Origin of the sequence: Kocuria arenosa, from assembly GCF_042879215.1 — a bacterium.
Taxonomy (GTDB): Bacteria; Actinomycetota; Actinomycetes; order Actinomycetales; family Micrococcaceae; genus Kocuria; species Kocuria arenosa.
In genome coordinates this window covers 1-15,620 of the sequence record NZ_JBHZTA010000006.1, presented here as the reverse complement: position 1 = coordinate 15,620, position 15,620 = coordinate 1, and the positions used below count along the sequence as shown (strand labels likewise).

Below are 15,620 nucleotides of genomic sequence, written 5' to 3'. Positions count from 1 at the left end.
ATGACCCCCCGCCACTTCCTCGTCGACACCGACCTCTCCCAGCAGGAGCAGGCCGAGGTGCTCAAGCTCGCCGCCCGCCTCAAGGCCGACCGCTGGGCCCACCGGCCCTACGCGGGGCCGCAGACCGTGGCCGTGATCTTCGACAAGACGTCGACCCGCACCCGCGTCTCCTTCTCCGCCGGGATCGCCGACCTCGGCGGCAATCCGCTGATGATCAACCCGGGGGAGTCGCAGCTGGGCAAGGAGAGCGTGGCGGACACCGCGCGCGTCTTCTCCCGGATGGTCTCGACCATCGTGTGGCGCACCTACGCCCAGTCCGGCCTGGAGGAGATGGCCGCGGCCTCGACCGTGCCCGTCGTCAACGGGCTCTCCGACGACTACCACCCGTGCCAGATCCTCGCGGACCTGCTCACGGTCCGGGAGCACCGGGGGAGCCTCGCCGGGCTCAGCTTCGCCTATCTCGGGGACGCCGCCAACAACATGGCCCACTCCTACCTGCTGGGCGGGGCCACCGCCGGCATGCACGTGCGCGTCGCCGGCCCGCACAGCCACCTCCCGGACCCGGCGGTGGTGCGGGCCGCCGAGGAGCGCGCCGAGCAGACCGGCGGGTCCGTGCGCGTGACCACCGACCCGGCCGAGGCGCTCGCCGGGGCGGACGTGGTCTGCACCGACACCTGGGTGTCCATGGGGCGGGAGGCGGAGACCGAGGCCCGGGCCCAGGTCTTCCGGGAGTACTCCGTGGACGCGGCGGCGATGGCGCGGGCCGCGTCCGGGGCGCTGTTCCTGCACTGCCTGCCCGCGTTCCGGGGCTCCGAGGTCGCGGCCGAGGTCATCGACGGCCCGCAGTCCGTCGTGTGGGACGAGGCGGAGAACCGGCTGCACGCCCAGAAGGCACTGCTCGTGTGGCTCATGGCCCGCTCCGGGCGGTACGACCTGGACGCCGCCGGCGCCCCCGCCGTCCCGGCATGAGCATCCCCGCCACCAAGACCGCGCGGCAGGCCCGGATCGTGGCCCTCGTGACCGGCGGGGCGATCCACTCCCAGGCCGAGCTGGCCGCCCGGCTGGCGGAGGACGGCGTGCAGGTCACCCAGGCCACGCTCTCCCGCGACCTCGTGGAGCTCGGAGCCGTCCGGGTGCGCGACGGCTCCGGCGCCCTCGTCTACGCCGTTCCGCAGGCCGGGGCCGACCGCTCGCCGGCCTCGGGGATCACCCAGGAGGTGCTCGACGCGCGCCTGGCCAGCCTGTGCCGCGAGCTGCTGGTGACCGCCGAGGCGAGCGCGAACCTCGTGGTGCTGCGCACCCCGCCGGGGGCCGCCCAGTACTTCGCGTCCGCCATCGACACGTCCGTGCTCCCCGCCGTCCTCGGCACCATCGCCGGCGACGACACGATCATGGTCGTGTGCCGGGAGGCCGACGGCGGCCACGCCGTGGCCCGCCGCCTCCTGGAGCTCGCCGAGTGAGGACCGGGCCCGGGGCCACGGCCTGACCCCGGGCCGGGCACGGCCCACCGCCGGGAGCCGGTGTGGTGCAATGTTCCCCACACGGTCCCCACGCGGTCCGCCCCGGAAGGAGCACCCCCATGCCGAACCTGGCGTCCCTGCTCGTCGACACGGCCGCCCGGCACCCCCGGCGCCCCGCCGTGGTGCTCGACGACACCGTCCTCGGCTACGCCGAGCTCGACGACCTCTCGGCGCGGGCCGGGACCCTGCTGCGGAGGGCCGGCGTCCGTCCCGGCGACCGGGTCGCGCTCGTCGCGCCGAACGTCCCGCACATGCCGATCGCCTACTACGGCATCCTGCGCGCCGGGTCCGTCGTGGTCCCGCTCAACCCGCTGCTGACGCCCCGCGAGCTCGCGCACCACTTCCAGGACGCCGAGGTCTCGGCGGTGGTGGTGTGGGAGACCATGGCAGGGGCCTGTCGCGAGGCGCTCGAGCGGCTGGGCCTCGAGGTGCCGGTTGTCGAGCTGTCGGCCGCCAGCACCCTCCAGCAGCTTGCGGGCGTGGAGCCGCTGCCCGGGCTCGAGCAGCGCGCGGCGCAGGACATGGCGGTGCTGCTCTACACGTCCGGCACCACGGGACGGCCCAAGGGGGCGATGCTCACCCACGACAACCTCCTCGGCAACGCCGAGATGGTCGTGGACCTCTTCCGGATCGTCCCCGAGGACGTGTTCTTCGGCGGCCTGCCCTTCTTCCACGTCTTCGGCCAGACCGTGGCGCTCAACGCGGTGGTCGCCGCCGGAGCCGCCGTGACCCTGCTCCCGCGCTTCGCCCCCCGCTCGGTGCTGGAGATCCTCCGGCGGGACGGCGTCACCGTCCTCGCAGGGGTCCCGAGCATGCACGTCGCCCTGCTGGAGGCGGCCGGGGACCGCCCGGTGTCCCTCCCTGCGCTGCGGGCGGCCATCTCGGGCGGGGCCGCGCTGCCGGTCGAGGTGCTCCGGCGCTTCGAGGACGTGTTCGCGGTCCGCCTCTACGAGGGCTACGGGTTGTCGGAGACGTCCCCGGTGGTCAGCTTCAACCAGCTCGGCGGACCCGTCCGGCCGGGCTCGATCGGCACGGCCGTCCCCGGCGCCCGGCTGCGCGTCCTCGACGACACGGGGGCGGAGGTCCCCACGGGGGAGGTGGGGGAGCTGGCCGTGGCGGGCCGCTACGTGATGGCCGGCTACTGGCGCAGTCCGGAGGCCACGGCAGAGGTGGTCCGGGACGGCTGGTTCCGCACCGGGGACCTCGCCCGCATCGACGACGACGGCTGCGTCTTCATCGTGGACCGCAAGAAGGACATGATCCTGCGCGGCGGCTACAACGTGTACCCCCGGGAGGTCGAGGAGGCGCTGTACGAGCACCCCGCGGTCGCCGAGGTCGCCGTGGTCGGGATCCCGGACGACGTGCAGGGCCAGGAGGTCGCGGCGTTCGTGGTGCTGACGGCCGAGGCCACCCCGGACGGAGAGCGCCTGGTGCCCGAGCTGCGGTCCTGGGTGCGCGAGCGCGTGGCCTCCTACAAGCGTCCGCGGCTCTACCGGGTGGTGGACGCGCTGCCCAAGGGGCCCACCGGCAAGATCCTCAAGCGCGAGGTGGAGCACCTCGCCTGAGCGGCGGGCAGGCCGGGGGCGCGCCCCGCGGCCTCAGCGGGCCGCGTACTCCTCGAGGACGGGGACGAGGTCCGTGCGCTCGAAGACCCGGGCGAAGTCGAGGGCGGAGTGGGCGCCGGCCGTCTGCGAGGCCCCGGCCTCGAGCAGCGTCCGGACGATCGTCTCGTTGCCCCGGAAGACCGCGCTCATCAGCGCCGTCTGCCCGTTGTCGTTGACCCGGTCCGGGTCCGCCCCGGCCTCGAGCAGCGCCGCGACGGTCTCCTCGCGCTGGTGGTAGGCCGCGAGGACCAGCAGGGTGTCTCCCTTGCTGTTGGTGAGGTTCGCCGGGACGCCCGCGCGCACGGCCGGCAGGAGGTGCTCCGTGTCCCCCGTCCGGGCCATCTCGAACAGGGAGAGCACGTAGGCCATCTCCTCCTCGGTCAGCTGGGGGGTCGCCCGGTCCTGGGGCTCGTCGGGCTGCTGCGGGTTCTCGGTCACGGGTGGTCCTTCGCGGTCGGTCGGATGGTGCTCCTGCCGGCCAGTTTATCGGGGCGGGAGCCACGACGCGCCGCCCCGGAAGTACCCGGGTCTTGACGTTGCAGTAACCGACTGGCACGCTCGTGTGACACAGCTCACGCCTGCCCGTTCCTCGCGCCGGTGCCCGTGCACCGGGGATCCGGAGTTCCCCCATGACGAATCTCGCCACCCTGCTCACCGACACGGCCGCGGCCTCGCCGAGGTCCCGGGCCGTGGTCCTCGACGACAAGGTCCTGACCTACGGCGCCCTCGACGACCTGTCCGCGCGGGTCGCGTCGATGCTCGCCGCCGCCGGCATCGGACCGGGGGACCGGGTGGCCATGATCCTGCCCAACGTCCCCCACATGCCGATCGCCTACTACGGGATCCTGCGCACGGGCGGCGTGGTCGTGCCCCTCAACCCCCTCCTCAGCCCCCGGGAGCTGGCGTATCACTTCGAGAACGCCGAGGTGTCGCTGGTGCTCGTCTGGGAGGCCATGGCCGAGGCCACCCGCGCCGCCGTCGCGGAACTGGACCGGGACGTCCGCGTGGTCGAGGTCTCGGCCGCCGGGACGCTGCAGGCCCTCGGGGAGGTCCCGCCGCGGCCCGACGTCGCCGACCGCGACGACGACGAGCCCGCCGTGCTGCTCTACACCTCCGGGACCACGGGCCGGCCCAAGGGTGCCGTCCTGACGCACCACAACCTGCGGACCAACGCGGAGCTGTCCGCGAGCCTCTTCGACCTGGCGCCCGGGGACGTCATGTTCGGGGCCCTGCCGTTCTTCCACGTGTTCGGCCAGACCGTGGCGCTCAACGGCGTCGTCCAGGCGGGGGCGACCGTCACGCTGCTGCCGCGCTTCGACCCCGCCAAGGCCCTGGAGATCCTGGCGCGGGACGAGGTCACGGTGTTCGCCGGGGTGCCGAGCATGTACGTCGCGCTGCTCGCCGCGGCGGACGGTGGCCCGGTCGAGCTGCCGCACCTGCGGGCCGGGGTCTCGGGCGGGTCCCCGCTGCCGGTCGAGGTCCTGGAGCGCTTCGAGAAGGTGTTCGGCGCGCCGATCTACGAGGGCTACGGCCTGTCCGAGACCTCCCCGGTGGTGTGCTTCAACCAGAAGGACCGGGGGCGCCGGCCGGGGTCGATCGGCACCGTGGTGCGTGGCGCGCAGCTGAAGGTCGTGGACGACCTCGGCGAGGAGGTCCCCGTCGGGGAGATCGGCGAGCTCGTCGTGGCCGGGGAGTACGTGATGGCCGGCTACTGGCGCAACCCCGAGGCCACCGAGGCCGCGATCCGCGACGGCTGGTTCTCCACGGGGGATCTCGCCCGGGTGGACGAGGACGGCTTCTACTACATCGTGGACCGCAAGAAGGACATGGTCCTGCGCGGCGGCTACAACGTCTACCCCCGCGAGGTCGAGGAAGTGATCTACCAGTTCCCCGGCATCGCCGAGGCCGCGGTGGTCGGGGTGCCGGACGAGGCGATGGGCGAGGAGGTCGCCGCCGTCGTCGCCTTCCGCGACGTGCCCGAGGCGGAGCAGGACGCGAAGGTCGACGAGCTGGACGCCTTCGTCCGCGAGCGCGTGGCCAGGTACAAGCACCCGCGCTACTACAAGGTGGTCGACGAGCTGCCGAAGGGCCCGACCGGCAAGATCCTCAAGCGCTCCCTCGACCTCGAGGGCGCCGGGCGCCGCGGCTGAGCCCGGACGCCCACCGCGCGCGAGGGGCCGGCCACGGATCGCGGCCGGCCCCTCGTCGTCGTGCCGGCCGGTGAGGCGCCGGGGCCGGCGGGCTCCCGGGGGCCCGTGCGGGCCCCCGGGAGCTGCTGTCAGTTGGACATCATCGCGGGGCTCGCCTGCTGGGGCTCGCGCTCCACGGCCACGTGCTCGTTGGGCACGCAGTGGGTCATGGTGAGACCCTCCACGTCCCGCGGGCCGTTGTCGCCGAGGTTGGCCACGCGCTGCAGCTCCTCCTCGGACAGGCGCTGGGTGGGCAGCGGGCCCAGGTCGCGCACGTCCTCGAGGGAGACGCCGATGCCGTCGCCCACGCGGCGGCCCATCTCGTCGTCGACCATGAAGAAGTGCCAGACCATGCGCTCCTGGATCGGGCGGTCGCACTGGGACAGCGCGCCGACCAGGTTGTCGATGAGCTCCTCCTTCTCCCAGTCCTCCTGGAGCTGGAAGCGCTCGCCGGCCTGCTTGTAGTCGTTGGTCCGCTCGATCCGGGCGCGGGTGAGGCGCGCGTCGATCCGAGGGCCGACCTCGGGCTGGTACCCCTCGGGCTTCGGGGTCTCCGGCACGCCGCCGATGATGGACGGCTCGTAGTTCACGTGCGGGTTCTGGCCCGGGGCGTGGTCCACGGCGTAGGCCATCTGGCCGTCGCGCTGGTTGGTGGCCACCGGCGCCTTGGGCGCGTTGACCGGCAGCTGCAGGTAGTTCGGGCCCACGCGGTAGCGCTGGGTGTCCGAGTAGGAGAAGGTGCGTCCGACGAGCATCTTGTCGTCGGAGAACTCCAGGCCGTCCACCAGCACGCCGGTGCCGAAGGCGATCTGCTCGTTCTCCGCGAAGAAGTTCTGCGGGTTGCGGTTCAGCACCATGCGCCCGACCGGCTTCGGCGGGAACAGCTCCTCCGGCCACACCTTGGTGTCGTCCAGCGGGTCGAAGTCCAGCTCGGGGTGGTCGTGGTCCTCCATGACCTGGACCTGCAGCTCCCACTCGGGGTAGTCGCCGGCCTCGATCGCGTCGTAGAGGTCCTTGGTGTGCGAGCCCAGGGTCTGGGCCTGGATGTTCGCGGCGTCGGCCGAGGTCAGGGACTTCACGCCCTGCTTCGGGATCCAGTGGTACTTCACCAGGAGGGACTCGCCGGCGGCGTTGACCCACTTGTAGGTGTTCACGCCGAAGCCCTGCTGGTGGCGGTAGTCCGCCGGGATCCCGCGCGGGGAGAACAGGATCGTGATCATGTGCATCGCCTCGGGCGACTGGCTGAAGAAGTCGAAGGCGCGGTTGGCGACGCCGGCCTCGAAGTTCACGGGGTCCGGCTTCTGGGAGTGGATGAAGTCCGGGAACTTGATGGCGTCCCGGATGAAGAACACGCCGAGGTTGTTGCCGACGAGGTCCCAGTTGCCCTCCTCGGTGTACATCTTCACGGCGAAGCCGCGCGGGTCGCGGGCCACCTCGGAGGAGTCCCGGCCGCCGGCCACGGTGGAGAACCGCACCGCCACGTCGGTGCGCTTGCCGGCCTCGGAGAAGACCTTGGCGCGGGTGAACTGCGCGATGGGCTCGTCGCCGTACGCGCCGTAGGCCTCGAAGTAGCCGAAGGCGGTGGTGCCGCGGGCGTGCACCACGCGCTCGGGGATGCGCTCGCGGTCGAAGTGGCTCATCTTCTCGAGGAACGCGTAGTTCTCGAGGGTCGCGGGCCCGCGCGAGCCGACGGTGCGGGTGTTCTGGTTGTCGTGGACCGGGTGGCCCTGGCGCGTGGTGAGGGTCTGCTCGGGAACGTTCGTCATGGGGTTCCTCTCGGGATAGGGACCGGGTGTGCAGGACGGCCGGGACGCGTGGCCCCCGCCGTTCCGGGTGTGGTCGTTCGGTACGGATCACACCCGGCCCCCAGTATGTCGGAAGGGGCGTGCTATTGCTAGTTATTCATAATTGCAGAGTGGCGCACCGTGCCGGCGCAGGTCGGGGGCGTGTCGGGGCGCTGCCACGGACCGGCGCTCCCGGTCGACCACCGTGCGCGGCGGCGTCGGGGCCGCCCTCGGGGTGGTCCGCGAAGTATGCATAATTACAAGTCGACGTGTATAGTCATGCACAGAAGGCGGGGCCACGTCGTGGCGCCCGGACCACCGACGAAGGAGAACACCGTGACCGAGCGTGTTGTGCTGGCCTACTCCGGAGGCCTCGACACCTCCGTGGCCATCGGCTGGATCGGCGAGGCGACGGGGGCCGAGGTCATCGCCGTGGCCGTCGACGTCGGGCAGGGCGGGGAGGACCTGGAGACCATCCGGCAGCGCGCCCTGGACTGCGGCGCCGTCGAGGCCTACGTGGCCGACGCCCGCGACGAGTTCGCCGCGGAGTACTGCATGCCGGCGCTGCAGGCGAACGCGCTGTACATGGACGCCTACCCCGTGGTCTCCGCGCTGTCCCGCCCGGTGATCGTCAAGCACCTCGTGGCCGCCGCCAAGCGGTTCGGCGCCTCCACCGTGGCCCACGGCTGCACGGGCAAGGGCAACGACCAGGTCCGCTTCGAGGTGGGCATCCAGACGCTGGGTCCCGAGCTCAAGTGCATCGCCCCGGTCCGCGACCTCGCCCTGACCCGCGACAAGGCCATCAACTACGCCGAGAAGCACCACCTGCCGATCGCCACGACCAAGAAGAACCCCTTCTCGATCGACCAGAACGTGTGGGGCCGCGCCGTGGAGACCGGGTTCCTCGAGGACATCTGGAACGCCCCCACCAAGGACGTCTACGACTACACGGACGACCCCACGTTCCCGCCGCCGGCCGACGAGGTCGTGATCAGCTTCAAGGGCGGCATCCCCGTGGCCCTCGACGGCCAGCCCGTCACGCCGCTGCAGGCCATCCAGGAGATGAACCGGCGCGCCGGGGCCCAGGGCGTGGGCCGGATCGACATCGTCGAGGACCGGCTCGTGGGCATCAAGTCCCGCGAGGTCTACGAGGCCCCCGGCGCCATGGCCCTCATCGCCGCGCACCGGGAGCTGGAGAACGTGACGGTCGAGCGCGAGCAGGCCCGCTTCAAGCGGATGGCCACCCAGCGGTGGACCGAGCTCGTCTACGACGGCCAGTGGTTCTCCCCGCTCAAGCAGTCCCTCGACGCGTTCATCCAGGACACCCAGAAGTACGTGGACGGCGACATCCGGATGACCCTGCACGCCGGCCAGGCCACGGTCACCGGCCGCCGCTCGAACACCTCCCTGTACGACTTCAATCTCGCCACCTACGACGAGGGCGACGCGTTCGACCAGTCCCAGGCCCGCGGGTTCATCGAGCTGTTCGGCATGTCCTCGAAGGTCGCGGCGTCCCGCGAGCAGCGGCTCGCGGCCGGGGGCAACTAGCCCCGGAGCACGTAGGCTCGTCCGCAGCAGGAACGGGCACGACGGCGGAGGGCCCCATCCCGGCGGTGGGGCCCTCCGCCCACGCCCGGCCGACCGACCCCCACGGACCCCACGAGGAGAGACATGGCGCAGCAGGACAAGCACGGGACCAACGAGGGCGCGCTCTGGGGCGGGCGCTTCGCCGGGGGACCGGCCGACGCCCTCGCGGCCCTCAGCAAGTCGACGGACTTCGACTGGCGGCTGGCCCCCTACGACATCGCGGGCTCCCGCGCGCACGCCCGGGTGCTGCACGCGGCGGGCCTGCTGAGCGGCGACGAGCTCGAGGGCATGATCACGGCCCTCGACCGACTCGAGGCCGACGTGCGCTCCGGCGCCTACGCCCCCGCGCCCTCGGACGAGGACGTCCACGGCTCCCTCGAGAAGGGCCTCATCGAGCGGGCCGGGCCCGAGCTCGGCGGCAAGCTCCGCGCCGGCCGGTCCCGCAACGACCAGATCGCGACCCTCGGGCGGATGTACCTGCGCGACCACGCCGCGATCATCGCCCGCAACGTGCTCGACGTCGTGCAGGCCCTCCTGGGCCAGGCGAAGGCCCACCCGGAGGCCCCGATGCCCGGGCGCACCCACCTCCAGCACGCCCAGCCGGTGCTGCTGTCCCACCACCTGCTCGCCCACGCCTGGGCGATGCTGCGGGACGTCCAGCGCCTCGTCGACTGGGACGCCCGCGCGGCGGTCTCCCCGTACGGCTCGGGGGCGCTCGCCGGGTCCTCGCTCGGCCTGGACCCCGCCGCCGTCGCCGCCGAGCTGGGCTTCGACTCCGCCGTGCACAACTCCATCGACGGCACCGCGGCCCGGGACGTCTACGCCGAGTTCTCCTGGGTGACCGCGATGATCGCCGTGGACATGTCCCGGATCTCCGAGGAGATCACCACGTGGGCCACCAAGGAGTTCTCGTTCGTGACCCTCGACGACGCCTTCTCCACCGGGTCCTCGATCATGCCGCAGAAGAAGAACCCGGACATCGCCGAGCTCGCCCGCGGCAAGGCCGGCCGGCTGATCGGCGACCTCACCGGGCTGCTGGCCACCCTCAAGGGCCTGCCGCTGGCCTACAACCGGGACCTCCAGGAGGACAAGGAGCCCGTCTTCGACGCGATCGACCAGCTCGAGGTGCTGCTGCCCGCGGTCGCGGGGATGATCGCCACCCTCGACTTCAACACGGAGCGCATGGCCGAGCTCGCTCCGCAGGGCTTCGCCCTCGCCACGGACGTCGCCGAGTGGCTCGTGCGCCAGGGCGTGCCCTTCCGGGACGCGCACGAGGTCGCCGGGGACGCGGTGCGGGTCTGCGAGCAGCGCGGGATCGAGCTGTGGGACCTCTCCGACGAGGACTTCGCCGCGATCTCCGACCGGCTCACCCCCGGCGTGCGCGAGGTGCTCACCGTGGCGGGCTCGCTGGCCTCGCGCAGCGCCCAGGGCGGCACGGCGCCGTCGGCGGTGGCCGCCCAGATCGGCGAGCTCGAGCGCCAGGTGGCCGAGGCCGCGGAGTTCTCGCGGCGGGCCCCGATCGTCGCCGGATGAGCGGGGGCGGGCCCGTCACCGGGCCGGCGCTGCGCGAGCTGCTGTCCCGGCCGGCTCCCGAGGTCGCCCCGCGGCTGCTCGGCGGACTGTTCGGCCACCGGACCGGTGAGGGCACCGTGGTCCTGCGGATCACGGAGGTCGAGGCCTACGGCGGGCCGGACGGCTCCGACCTGCCGGACCCCGGGGCGCACACGTGGCGCGGGCGGACGGCGCGCAACGCCTCGATGTTCGGACCGCCGGGCCACGTCTACGTGTACTTCACGTACGGGATGCACCACGCGGTGAACCTGGTCTGCCGCCCCGAGGGCACCGCCGGCGGATGCCTGCTCCGCGCCGGCGAGGTCGTCGAGGGCGTGGAACTGGCCCGCGCCCGCCGGGCCGCGGGCCGGGCCGGCCCGGTGGCCGACGCCGCGCTGGCCCGGGGACCGGGCAACCTCGCCAAGGCCCTGGGCATCGACCTGACCCACGACGGCGCCCCGCTCGCCGCGGGGCAGGCCGCCGCGGACCCGGACTTCTTCCTGCGGCTGGACGGCCCGGTGGACGGTGCGGCCACCGCTCGCGGTCCGCGCACCGGGGTGTCCGGGCCCGGCGGGACCCCCGAGTTCCCCTGGCGGTGGTGGCTCCCCGGTGAGCCCTCCGTCTCCCCGTACCGCCCGGCGGCCCCGCGCCGGCGCCGCTGAGCCCGCGGGGTCCGGGCGGATAGCATGAGCGACGTGACTGAATCCGTTGAGCAGATGATCGAGCGCCTGTGCGTGAAGATCCCCGACTACCCGGAACCTGGGGTCCTCTTCCGCGACCTGACGCCCCTGTTCGCGGACGGCGCCGGCTTCCGGCGGACCGTCGACGCCCTGGCCGACGCCTTCCGCGGCCAGTTCGACTACGTGGCCGGCATCGAGGCCCGCGGCTTCCTCATGGCCGGGGCCGTGGCCTACGCGAGCGGCGTGGGCCTCATCCCGGTGCGCAAGGCCGGGAAGCTGCCGCGGGAGACCTTCCGCGAGGAGTACGTCCTGGAGTACGGCTCGGCGGTGCTGGAGATCCACACCGACGACGTCCCCCGCGGCGCCCGCGTGCTCGTGCTCGACGACATCCTCGCGACCGGCGGCACCCTCGGGGCCACGGCCCAGCTGCTGCACCGGGCCGGGCTCCACGTCGCCGGGTTCGGACTGATCATGGAGCTCACCGACCTGCGCGGCCGCAGCCAGCTCGGCGGCCACCGTGTCCGGGCCCTGTACCGCGTCTGACCTGCCACGTCGTCCCGGGCGTTGCTCCTGTTACGCAACGCACGGCCGCGCGACCGTGGGATCGCGGTCCGTACCGGTAGAATCGATGGTCTGTTCGATCCGGAACGAGGTGTCCACCCATGGCAGAGACCGTCGCCACGATGGCGGCTGAGCAACTGGCTGTCGAGCGCGCGTACGTCGCGATGCTCTACGACCGGCTCGACGAGCTCCGGGCCGAGAAGACCGCGGAGCTCGCGGCCGTGCGGCGCAGCGAGTCGTTCGGCAACCACCAGAACCGCGCGGAGCGGGACGCGTTCGCGTCCCACTACGAGGACCGGCTCGCCCAGCTCGAGGCCGTCGACCACCGGCTCGTCTTCGGCCGCCTGGACGGCCAGGACGGCGACCGCCGCTACGTCGGGCGCATCGGCCTGGCCACCGCGGACCACCAGCGGCTGATGGTGGACTGGCGCGCCCGCGAGGCCGCCGCCTTCTACCAGGCCACCGCGCAGAACCCCATGGGCATCCGCCGCCGCCGCCACCTCATCCTCGAGGGCCGCGACGTCGCCGCCCTGGAGGACGACGTCCTGGACCCGGACATGCTCGAGGACGAGGGCGTGCTCCACGGGGAGGGCGCCCTGCTCGCGGCCCTGAACCAGAAGCGCACCGGGCGGATGTCGGACATCGTCGCGACCATCCAGGCCGAGCAGGACAGGATCATCCGCGCCCCGCTGCCGGGCGTGCGCGTGGTGCAGGGCGGGCCGGGCACCGGCAAGACCGCCGTGGCGCTGCACCGGGCGGCGTACCTGCTCTACGAGCACCGGGAACGGCTGCGCAAGGCCGGGGTGCTGATCGTCGGTCCGTCGTCGTCGTTCATGTGGTACATCGAGCGGGTGCTGCCGGCGCTCGGGGAGACCGGCGTGGTGATGTCGTCCCTGTCCGAGCTGTTCCCGGGCGTGGTGGCCGTCCCCGAACGCGATCCGCGGACGGCCCGGCTCAAGTCGGGCCTCGACATGGCCGAGGTCGTCGCCCGCGCCGTGCGGGACCGGCAGAAGGTTCCGACGGCGGACCAGGTCCTGCGCGTCGACACCCACCGCGTGACCCTGACCCCGCGCACGGTCAAGCGCGCCCGGGACAAGGCCCGCGCCACCGGGAAGCCGCACAACGAGGCGCGCAACACCTTCGTGAAGATCGCGCTGCGGGAGCTCACCGAGCAGCTCGGCGAGCACCTCAACACCACCAGCGGCAACGTCATGGACCGCTCCTACCTCGCGGAGGACATCAGGCAGTCCCGGGACGTGCGCATCGCGCTCAACCTCGCGTGGATGCCGATGTCGCCCCAGACCCTCGTCGGCCAACTGTTCAGCAAGCGGCACTACCTCGAGTCCGCCGCCCCGCACCTGGACGCCGACCAGGTCGACGCCCTGCTGCGCCCGGCCGACGCCCCGTTCACCGTGGCGGACGTGCCGCTGCTGGACGAGGCCGCCGAGCTGCTGGGCGACCTCGACGAGGCCGGGGTGCGCCGGCGGGCCGAGGCGGACCGGGAGCACCGCAAGGCCACGGACAACGCCGAGCACGCGCTGGCGAACATGCACCAGAGCCTCGAGGACGTCGGGGCGGACGGCATCGTGACCGCCGCCCAGCTCACGGACTTCAACGCGGTGACCCAGCACCGGATGACCGCCGCGGAGGCCGCGACCGCGGACCGCACGTGGGCCTACGGGCACGTCGTCGTCGACGAGGCCCAGGAGCTCTCGCCGATGCAGTGGCGCGTGCTCATGCGCCGGTGCCCCATGAAGTCGTTCACCGTGGTCGGCGACATCGCCCAGGCGGGCTCGGCCACCGCCGCCCGCAGCTGGCAGGACGCCCTCGACCCCTTCGTGGGGGAGCGGTTCGTCCTCGACGAGCTCACGGTCAACTACCGCACCCCCGCTGAGATCGCCGAGGCCGCGGTCGACGTCGCCCGGGCCGCCGGCCTGGACATCTCCGCCCCGCGGGCCGTCCGCGAGGGCGAGCCGCCGATCGTGCAGCGCGTGGCTGCCGCGGACGTGGTCGAGGGCGTCCTCGACCAGGTGCGCGCCGAGCTCGAGCTCGTCAACGGCGGGCTCGTGGCCGTGATCGTGCCCGAGGACCGCGTGCAGGAGATCGGCACGGCGCTCGCCGGAGCCCTGCCCGGGCTCGTGGGCGCGGGAGTCCGCCGGCTGGACCGGCAGGTCGTGGTGCTCTCCGCGTGGGACGCCAAGGGACTGGAGTTCGACTCGGTGGTGGTCGTCGAACCGCAGGCGCTCGTCGAGGAGGTCGGCGGCGGGGTGGGCAACCTGTACGTGGCCATGACCCGGCCCACCCAGCGGCTGCGCGTCGTCGCGGCCCGGCCGCTCCCGACGGGCCTCGACCGGTTCTGAGACCGGAGCGCCGGAGGCGCCGGGACGCGGAGGGGAACCCCTTCCGCGTCCTGGTACCTTGGAATCCGTGTCGAACGCAATAGACCTGGACCTCCAGCACAACGATCCGTCCTTCGCCAACGTGTGGCAGGAGCTGCAGTGGCGCGGCCTCGTGCACGTGTCGACCGACGAGGCGGCCCTCGAGAGGTCGCTCGCGGAGGACAAGGTGACCTATTACTGCGGGTTCGACCCCACGGCGGCGTCCCTGCACCTGGGGCACCTGGTGCAGCTGCTGCTCATGCGCCGGCTCCAGCTCGCCGGCCATCACCCGATCGGCCTCGTGGGCGGGTCCACCGGTCTGATCGGGGACCCCCGGCAGACCTCCGAGCGGGTCCTGAACTCCCGGGAGACCGTCGCGCAGTGGGTCGGGCTGCTGCGCGCGCAGGTCGAGCGGTTCCTCTCCTTCGAGGGCGAGAACCGGGCCGTCATGGTCAACAACCTGGACTGGACCTCCCAGCTGTCGGCCATCGACTTCCTGCGGGACATCGGCAAGCACTTCCGCGTCGGCACGATGATCAAGAAGGACATCGTGGCCAAGCGGCTGAACTCGGAGGAAGGGATCTCCTACACCGAGTTCAGCTACCAGATCCTGCAGGGCCTGGACTACCTGAACCTCTACCGCGACCACGGGTGCACTCTGCAGACCGGCGGCTCGGACCAGTGGGGGAACCTGACCTCCGGGACCGACCTGATCCGCAAGGTCGAGGGTGTGTCCGTGCACGCCGTGGGCACCCCGCTGATCACCAACTCGGACGGCACGAAGTTCGGCAAGTCCGAGGGCAACGCCGTGTGGCTGGACCCGGAGCTCACCTCTCCGTACGCCTTCTACCAGTTCTGGCTCAACACGGCCGACGCGGACGTGGTCGACCGGCTCAAGGTCTTCACCTTCAAGACCCGCGCCGAGATCGAGGAGCTCGCGCGCTCGGTCGAGGAGGAGCCCTACAAGAGGCAGGCCCAGAAGGTGCTCGCCTGGGAGGTCAACTCCCTGGTGCACGGGGTCGAGGCGACCGAGAAGGCGATCGCGGCCTCGGCCGCCGTCTTCGGCCGGGGCGAGCTCACGGAGCTCGACGCCGAGACCCTGGACTCGGTGGCCCGCGAGCTGCCCGGCGCCAGCGTGGCCTCCGGCCTGCTGCAGGTCGCAGACCTCCTCGTGGCCACCGGGCTGTCCGAGTCGAAGTCCGCCGCGCGTCGGACCCTCAAGGAGGGCGGCGCCTACGTCAACAACGAGAAGGTTGTCGGTGAGGATGCCGAGCTCGGCCCCGACCAGCTCCTGCACGGTCGGTGGGCGCTGCTGCGCCGGGGCAAGAAGCACCTCGCCGCCGTGACCGTGGAGGCCTGATCCGAGGGTCGATCCGCAGGGCTCTCCACCCACCGCCCCCGTCCGGGAACCTGGCTTGCAGGCCCCTGGGCGGGGGTGTAGTGTTCATCGAGTCGTCAGCCAGGGCCGAGAGGCCGGCGGACGACAACACCGCAAAGAGCAGCAGGACCGACAGGTGCTGCCTAGTTCATGCGGAAGCGACCATTCAGGTCGGTCCGGACCCGGGACAACGCAAGTTGACACGCCGAGAACGGACTGCGTAGGATGGTCGAGCTGCCTGAGGCGGGGAACGGAGTTCCGACGCGGAGGGCACCGAAAATTTCCAACACGGTTTCCGGGTGTGGTGCCTGGTTGCTGGTCTGTTGTTTGAGAACTCAATAGTGTGCCATGTTTGTTGATACCGGATGTTTTATTCGGTTGATTGGTT

General features: G+C 72.3%; 12 protein-coding genes. 10 read left to right on the top strand and 2 right to left on the bottom strand.

Features of this window, described 5'->3' with window-relative positions; all coding sequences use genetic code 11:
* From argF to ACFYE3_RS11285, 3 genes are all read left to right on the top strand, one after another.
* Nucleotides 1–969: an ornithine carbamoyltransferase gene (gene argF / locus ACFYE3_RS11295; protein ID WP_387609108.1), complete on the top strand. Its 969-nt coding sequence runs from the start codon at nucleotides 1–3 to the stop codon at nucleotides 967–969.
* Nucleotides 966–1,460: an arginine repressor gene (locus tag ACFYE3_RS11290; RefSeq protein WP_368831965.1), complete on the top strand. Its 495-nt coding sequence runs from the start codon at nucleotides 966–968 to the stop codon at nucleotides 1,458–1,460. Before argF ends, ACFYE3_RS11290 begins: the two co-directional genes overlap by 4 nt.
* 119 nt (nucleotides 1,461–1,579) lie before the next feature.
* On the top strand, nucleotides 1,580–3,085 hold the full coding sequence (locus tag ACFYE3_RS11285; protein ID WP_387609106.1) for a long-chain-fatty-acid--CoA ligase: 1,506 nt from the start codon (nucleotides 1,580–1,582) through the stop codon (nucleotides 3,083–3,085).
* A 33-nt stretch (nucleotides 3,086–3,118) separates the two neighbouring features.
* Here ACFYE3_RS11285 and ACFYE3_RS11280 read toward each other — a convergent pair whose 3' ends face one another.
* The gene (locus ACFYE3_RS11280) at nucleotides 3,119–3,562 is read right to left on the bottom strand and encodes an ankyrin repeat domain-containing protein (protein WP_387609104.1); all 444 of its coding nucleotides are present in this window, start codon (nucleotides 3,560–3,562) and stop codon (nucleotides 3,119–3,121) included.
* Between the two features lie 191 nt (nucleotides 3,563–3,753).
* Here ACFYE3_RS11280 and ACFYE3_RS11275 point away from each other — a divergent pair, with 191 nt between their 5' ends.
* The gene (locus tag ACFYE3_RS11275; protein ID WP_387609101.1) at nucleotides 3,754–5,274 is read left to right on the top strand and encodes a long-chain-fatty-acid--CoA ligase; all 1,521 of its coding nucleotides are present in this window, start codon (nucleotides 3,754–3,756) and stop codon (nucleotides 5,272–5,274) included.
* 128 nt (nucleotides 5,275–5,402) lie between these two features.
* Here the strand turns inward: ACFYE3_RS11275 and ACFYE3_RS11270 are convergent, their stop codons facing one another.
* A complete protein-coding gene (locus ACFYE3_RS11270) occupies nucleotides 5,403–7,079 on the bottom strand; it encodes a catalase (protein WP_387609099.1) in 1,677 nt (558 codons plus the stop codon).
* 354 nt (nucleotides 7,080–7,433) lie between these two features.
* Between ACFYE3_RS11270 and ACFYE3_RS11265 the strand changes: the two genes are divergently transcribed.
* From ACFYE3_RS11265 to tyrS, 6 genes are all read left to right on the top strand, one after another.
* The gene (locus ACFYE3_RS11265) at nucleotides 7,434–8,645 is read left to right on the top strand and encodes an argininosuccinate synthase (RefSeq protein WP_368820589.1); all 1,212 of its coding nucleotides are present in this window, start codon (nucleotides 7,434–7,436) and stop codon (nucleotides 8,643–8,645) included.
* Nucleotides 8,646–8,768: 123 nt separating this feature from the next.
* On the top strand, nucleotides 8,769–10,217 hold the full coding sequence (gene argH, locus ACFYE3_RS11260; protein WP_387609097.1) for an argininosuccinate lyase: 1,449 nt from the start codon (nucleotides 8,769–8,771) through the stop codon (nucleotides 10,215–10,217).
* On the top strand, nucleotides 10,214–10,897 hold the full coding sequence (locus ACFYE3_RS11255) for a DNA-3-methyladenine glycosylase (RefSeq protein ID WP_387609096.1): 684 nt from the start codon (nucleotides 10,214–10,216) through the stop codon (nucleotides 10,895–10,897). Before argH ends, ACFYE3_RS11255 begins: the two co-directional genes overlap by 4 nt.
* A 54-nt stretch (nucleotides 10,898–10,951) precedes the next feature.
* Nucleotides 10,952–11,458: an adenine phosphoribosyltransferase gene (locus ACFYE3_RS11250; RefSeq protein WP_387609548.1), complete on the top strand. Its 507-nt coding sequence runs from the start codon at nucleotides 10,952–10,954 to the stop codon at nucleotides 11,456–11,458.
* 119 nt (nucleotides 11,459–11,577) lie between these two features.
* On the top strand, nucleotides 11,578–13,836 hold the full coding sequence (locus ACFYE3_RS11245) for a HelD family protein (protein WP_387609094.1): 2,259 nt from the start codon (nucleotides 11,578–11,580) through the stop codon (nucleotides 13,834–13,836).
* 67 nt (nucleotides 13,837–13,903) lie between these two features.
* Nucleotides 13,904–15,214, top strand: coding sequence for a tyrosine--tRNA ligase (tyrS, locus tag ACFYE3_RS11240; protein WP_387609092.1), 1,311 nt, complete (start codon nucleotides 13,904–13,906; stop codon nucleotides 15,212–15,214).
* Nucleotides 15,215–15,620 lie beyond the last annotated feature (406 nt).

Bases quoted from the DNA above. Each gene is read 5' to 3' on its own strand.
- ACFYE3_RS11250 (WP_387609548.1), top strand. From the start codon at position 10,952: ATGATCGAGCGCCTGTGCGTGAAGATCCCCGACTACCCGGAACCTGGG.
- ACFYE3_RS11275 (WP_387609101.1), top strand. From the start codon at position 3,754: ATGACGAATCTCGCCACCCTGCTCACCGACACGGCCGCGGCCTCGCCG.
- ACFYE3_RS11245 (WP_387609094.1), top strand. From the start codon at position 11,578: ATGGCAGAGACCGTCGCCACGATGGCGGCTGAGCAACTGGCTGTCGAG.
- argF (WP_387609108.1), top strand. From the start codon at position 1: ATGACCCCCCGCCACTTCCTCGTCGACACCGACCTCTCCCAGCAGGAG.
- ACFYE3_RS11290 (WP_368831965.1), top strand. From the start codon at position 966: ATGAGCATCCCCGCCACCAAGACCGCGCGGCAGGCCCGGATCGTGGCC.
- ACFYE3_RS11270 (WP_387609099.1), bottom strand. From the start codon at position 7,079: ATGACGAACGTTCCCGAGCAGACCCTCACCACGCGCCAGGGCCACCCG.
- ACFYE3_RS11285 (WP_387609106.1), top strand. From the start codon at position 1,580: ATGCCGAACCTGGCGTCCCTGCTCGTCGACACGGCCGCCCGGCACCCC.
- ACFYE3_RS11255 (WP_387609096.1), top strand. From the start codon at position 10,214: ATGAGCGGGGGCGGGCCCGTCACCGGGCCGGCGCTGCGCGAGCTGCTG.
- argH (WP_387609097.1), top strand. From the start codon at position 8,769: ATGGCGCAGCAGGACAAGCACGGGACCAACGAGGGCGCGCTCTGGGGC.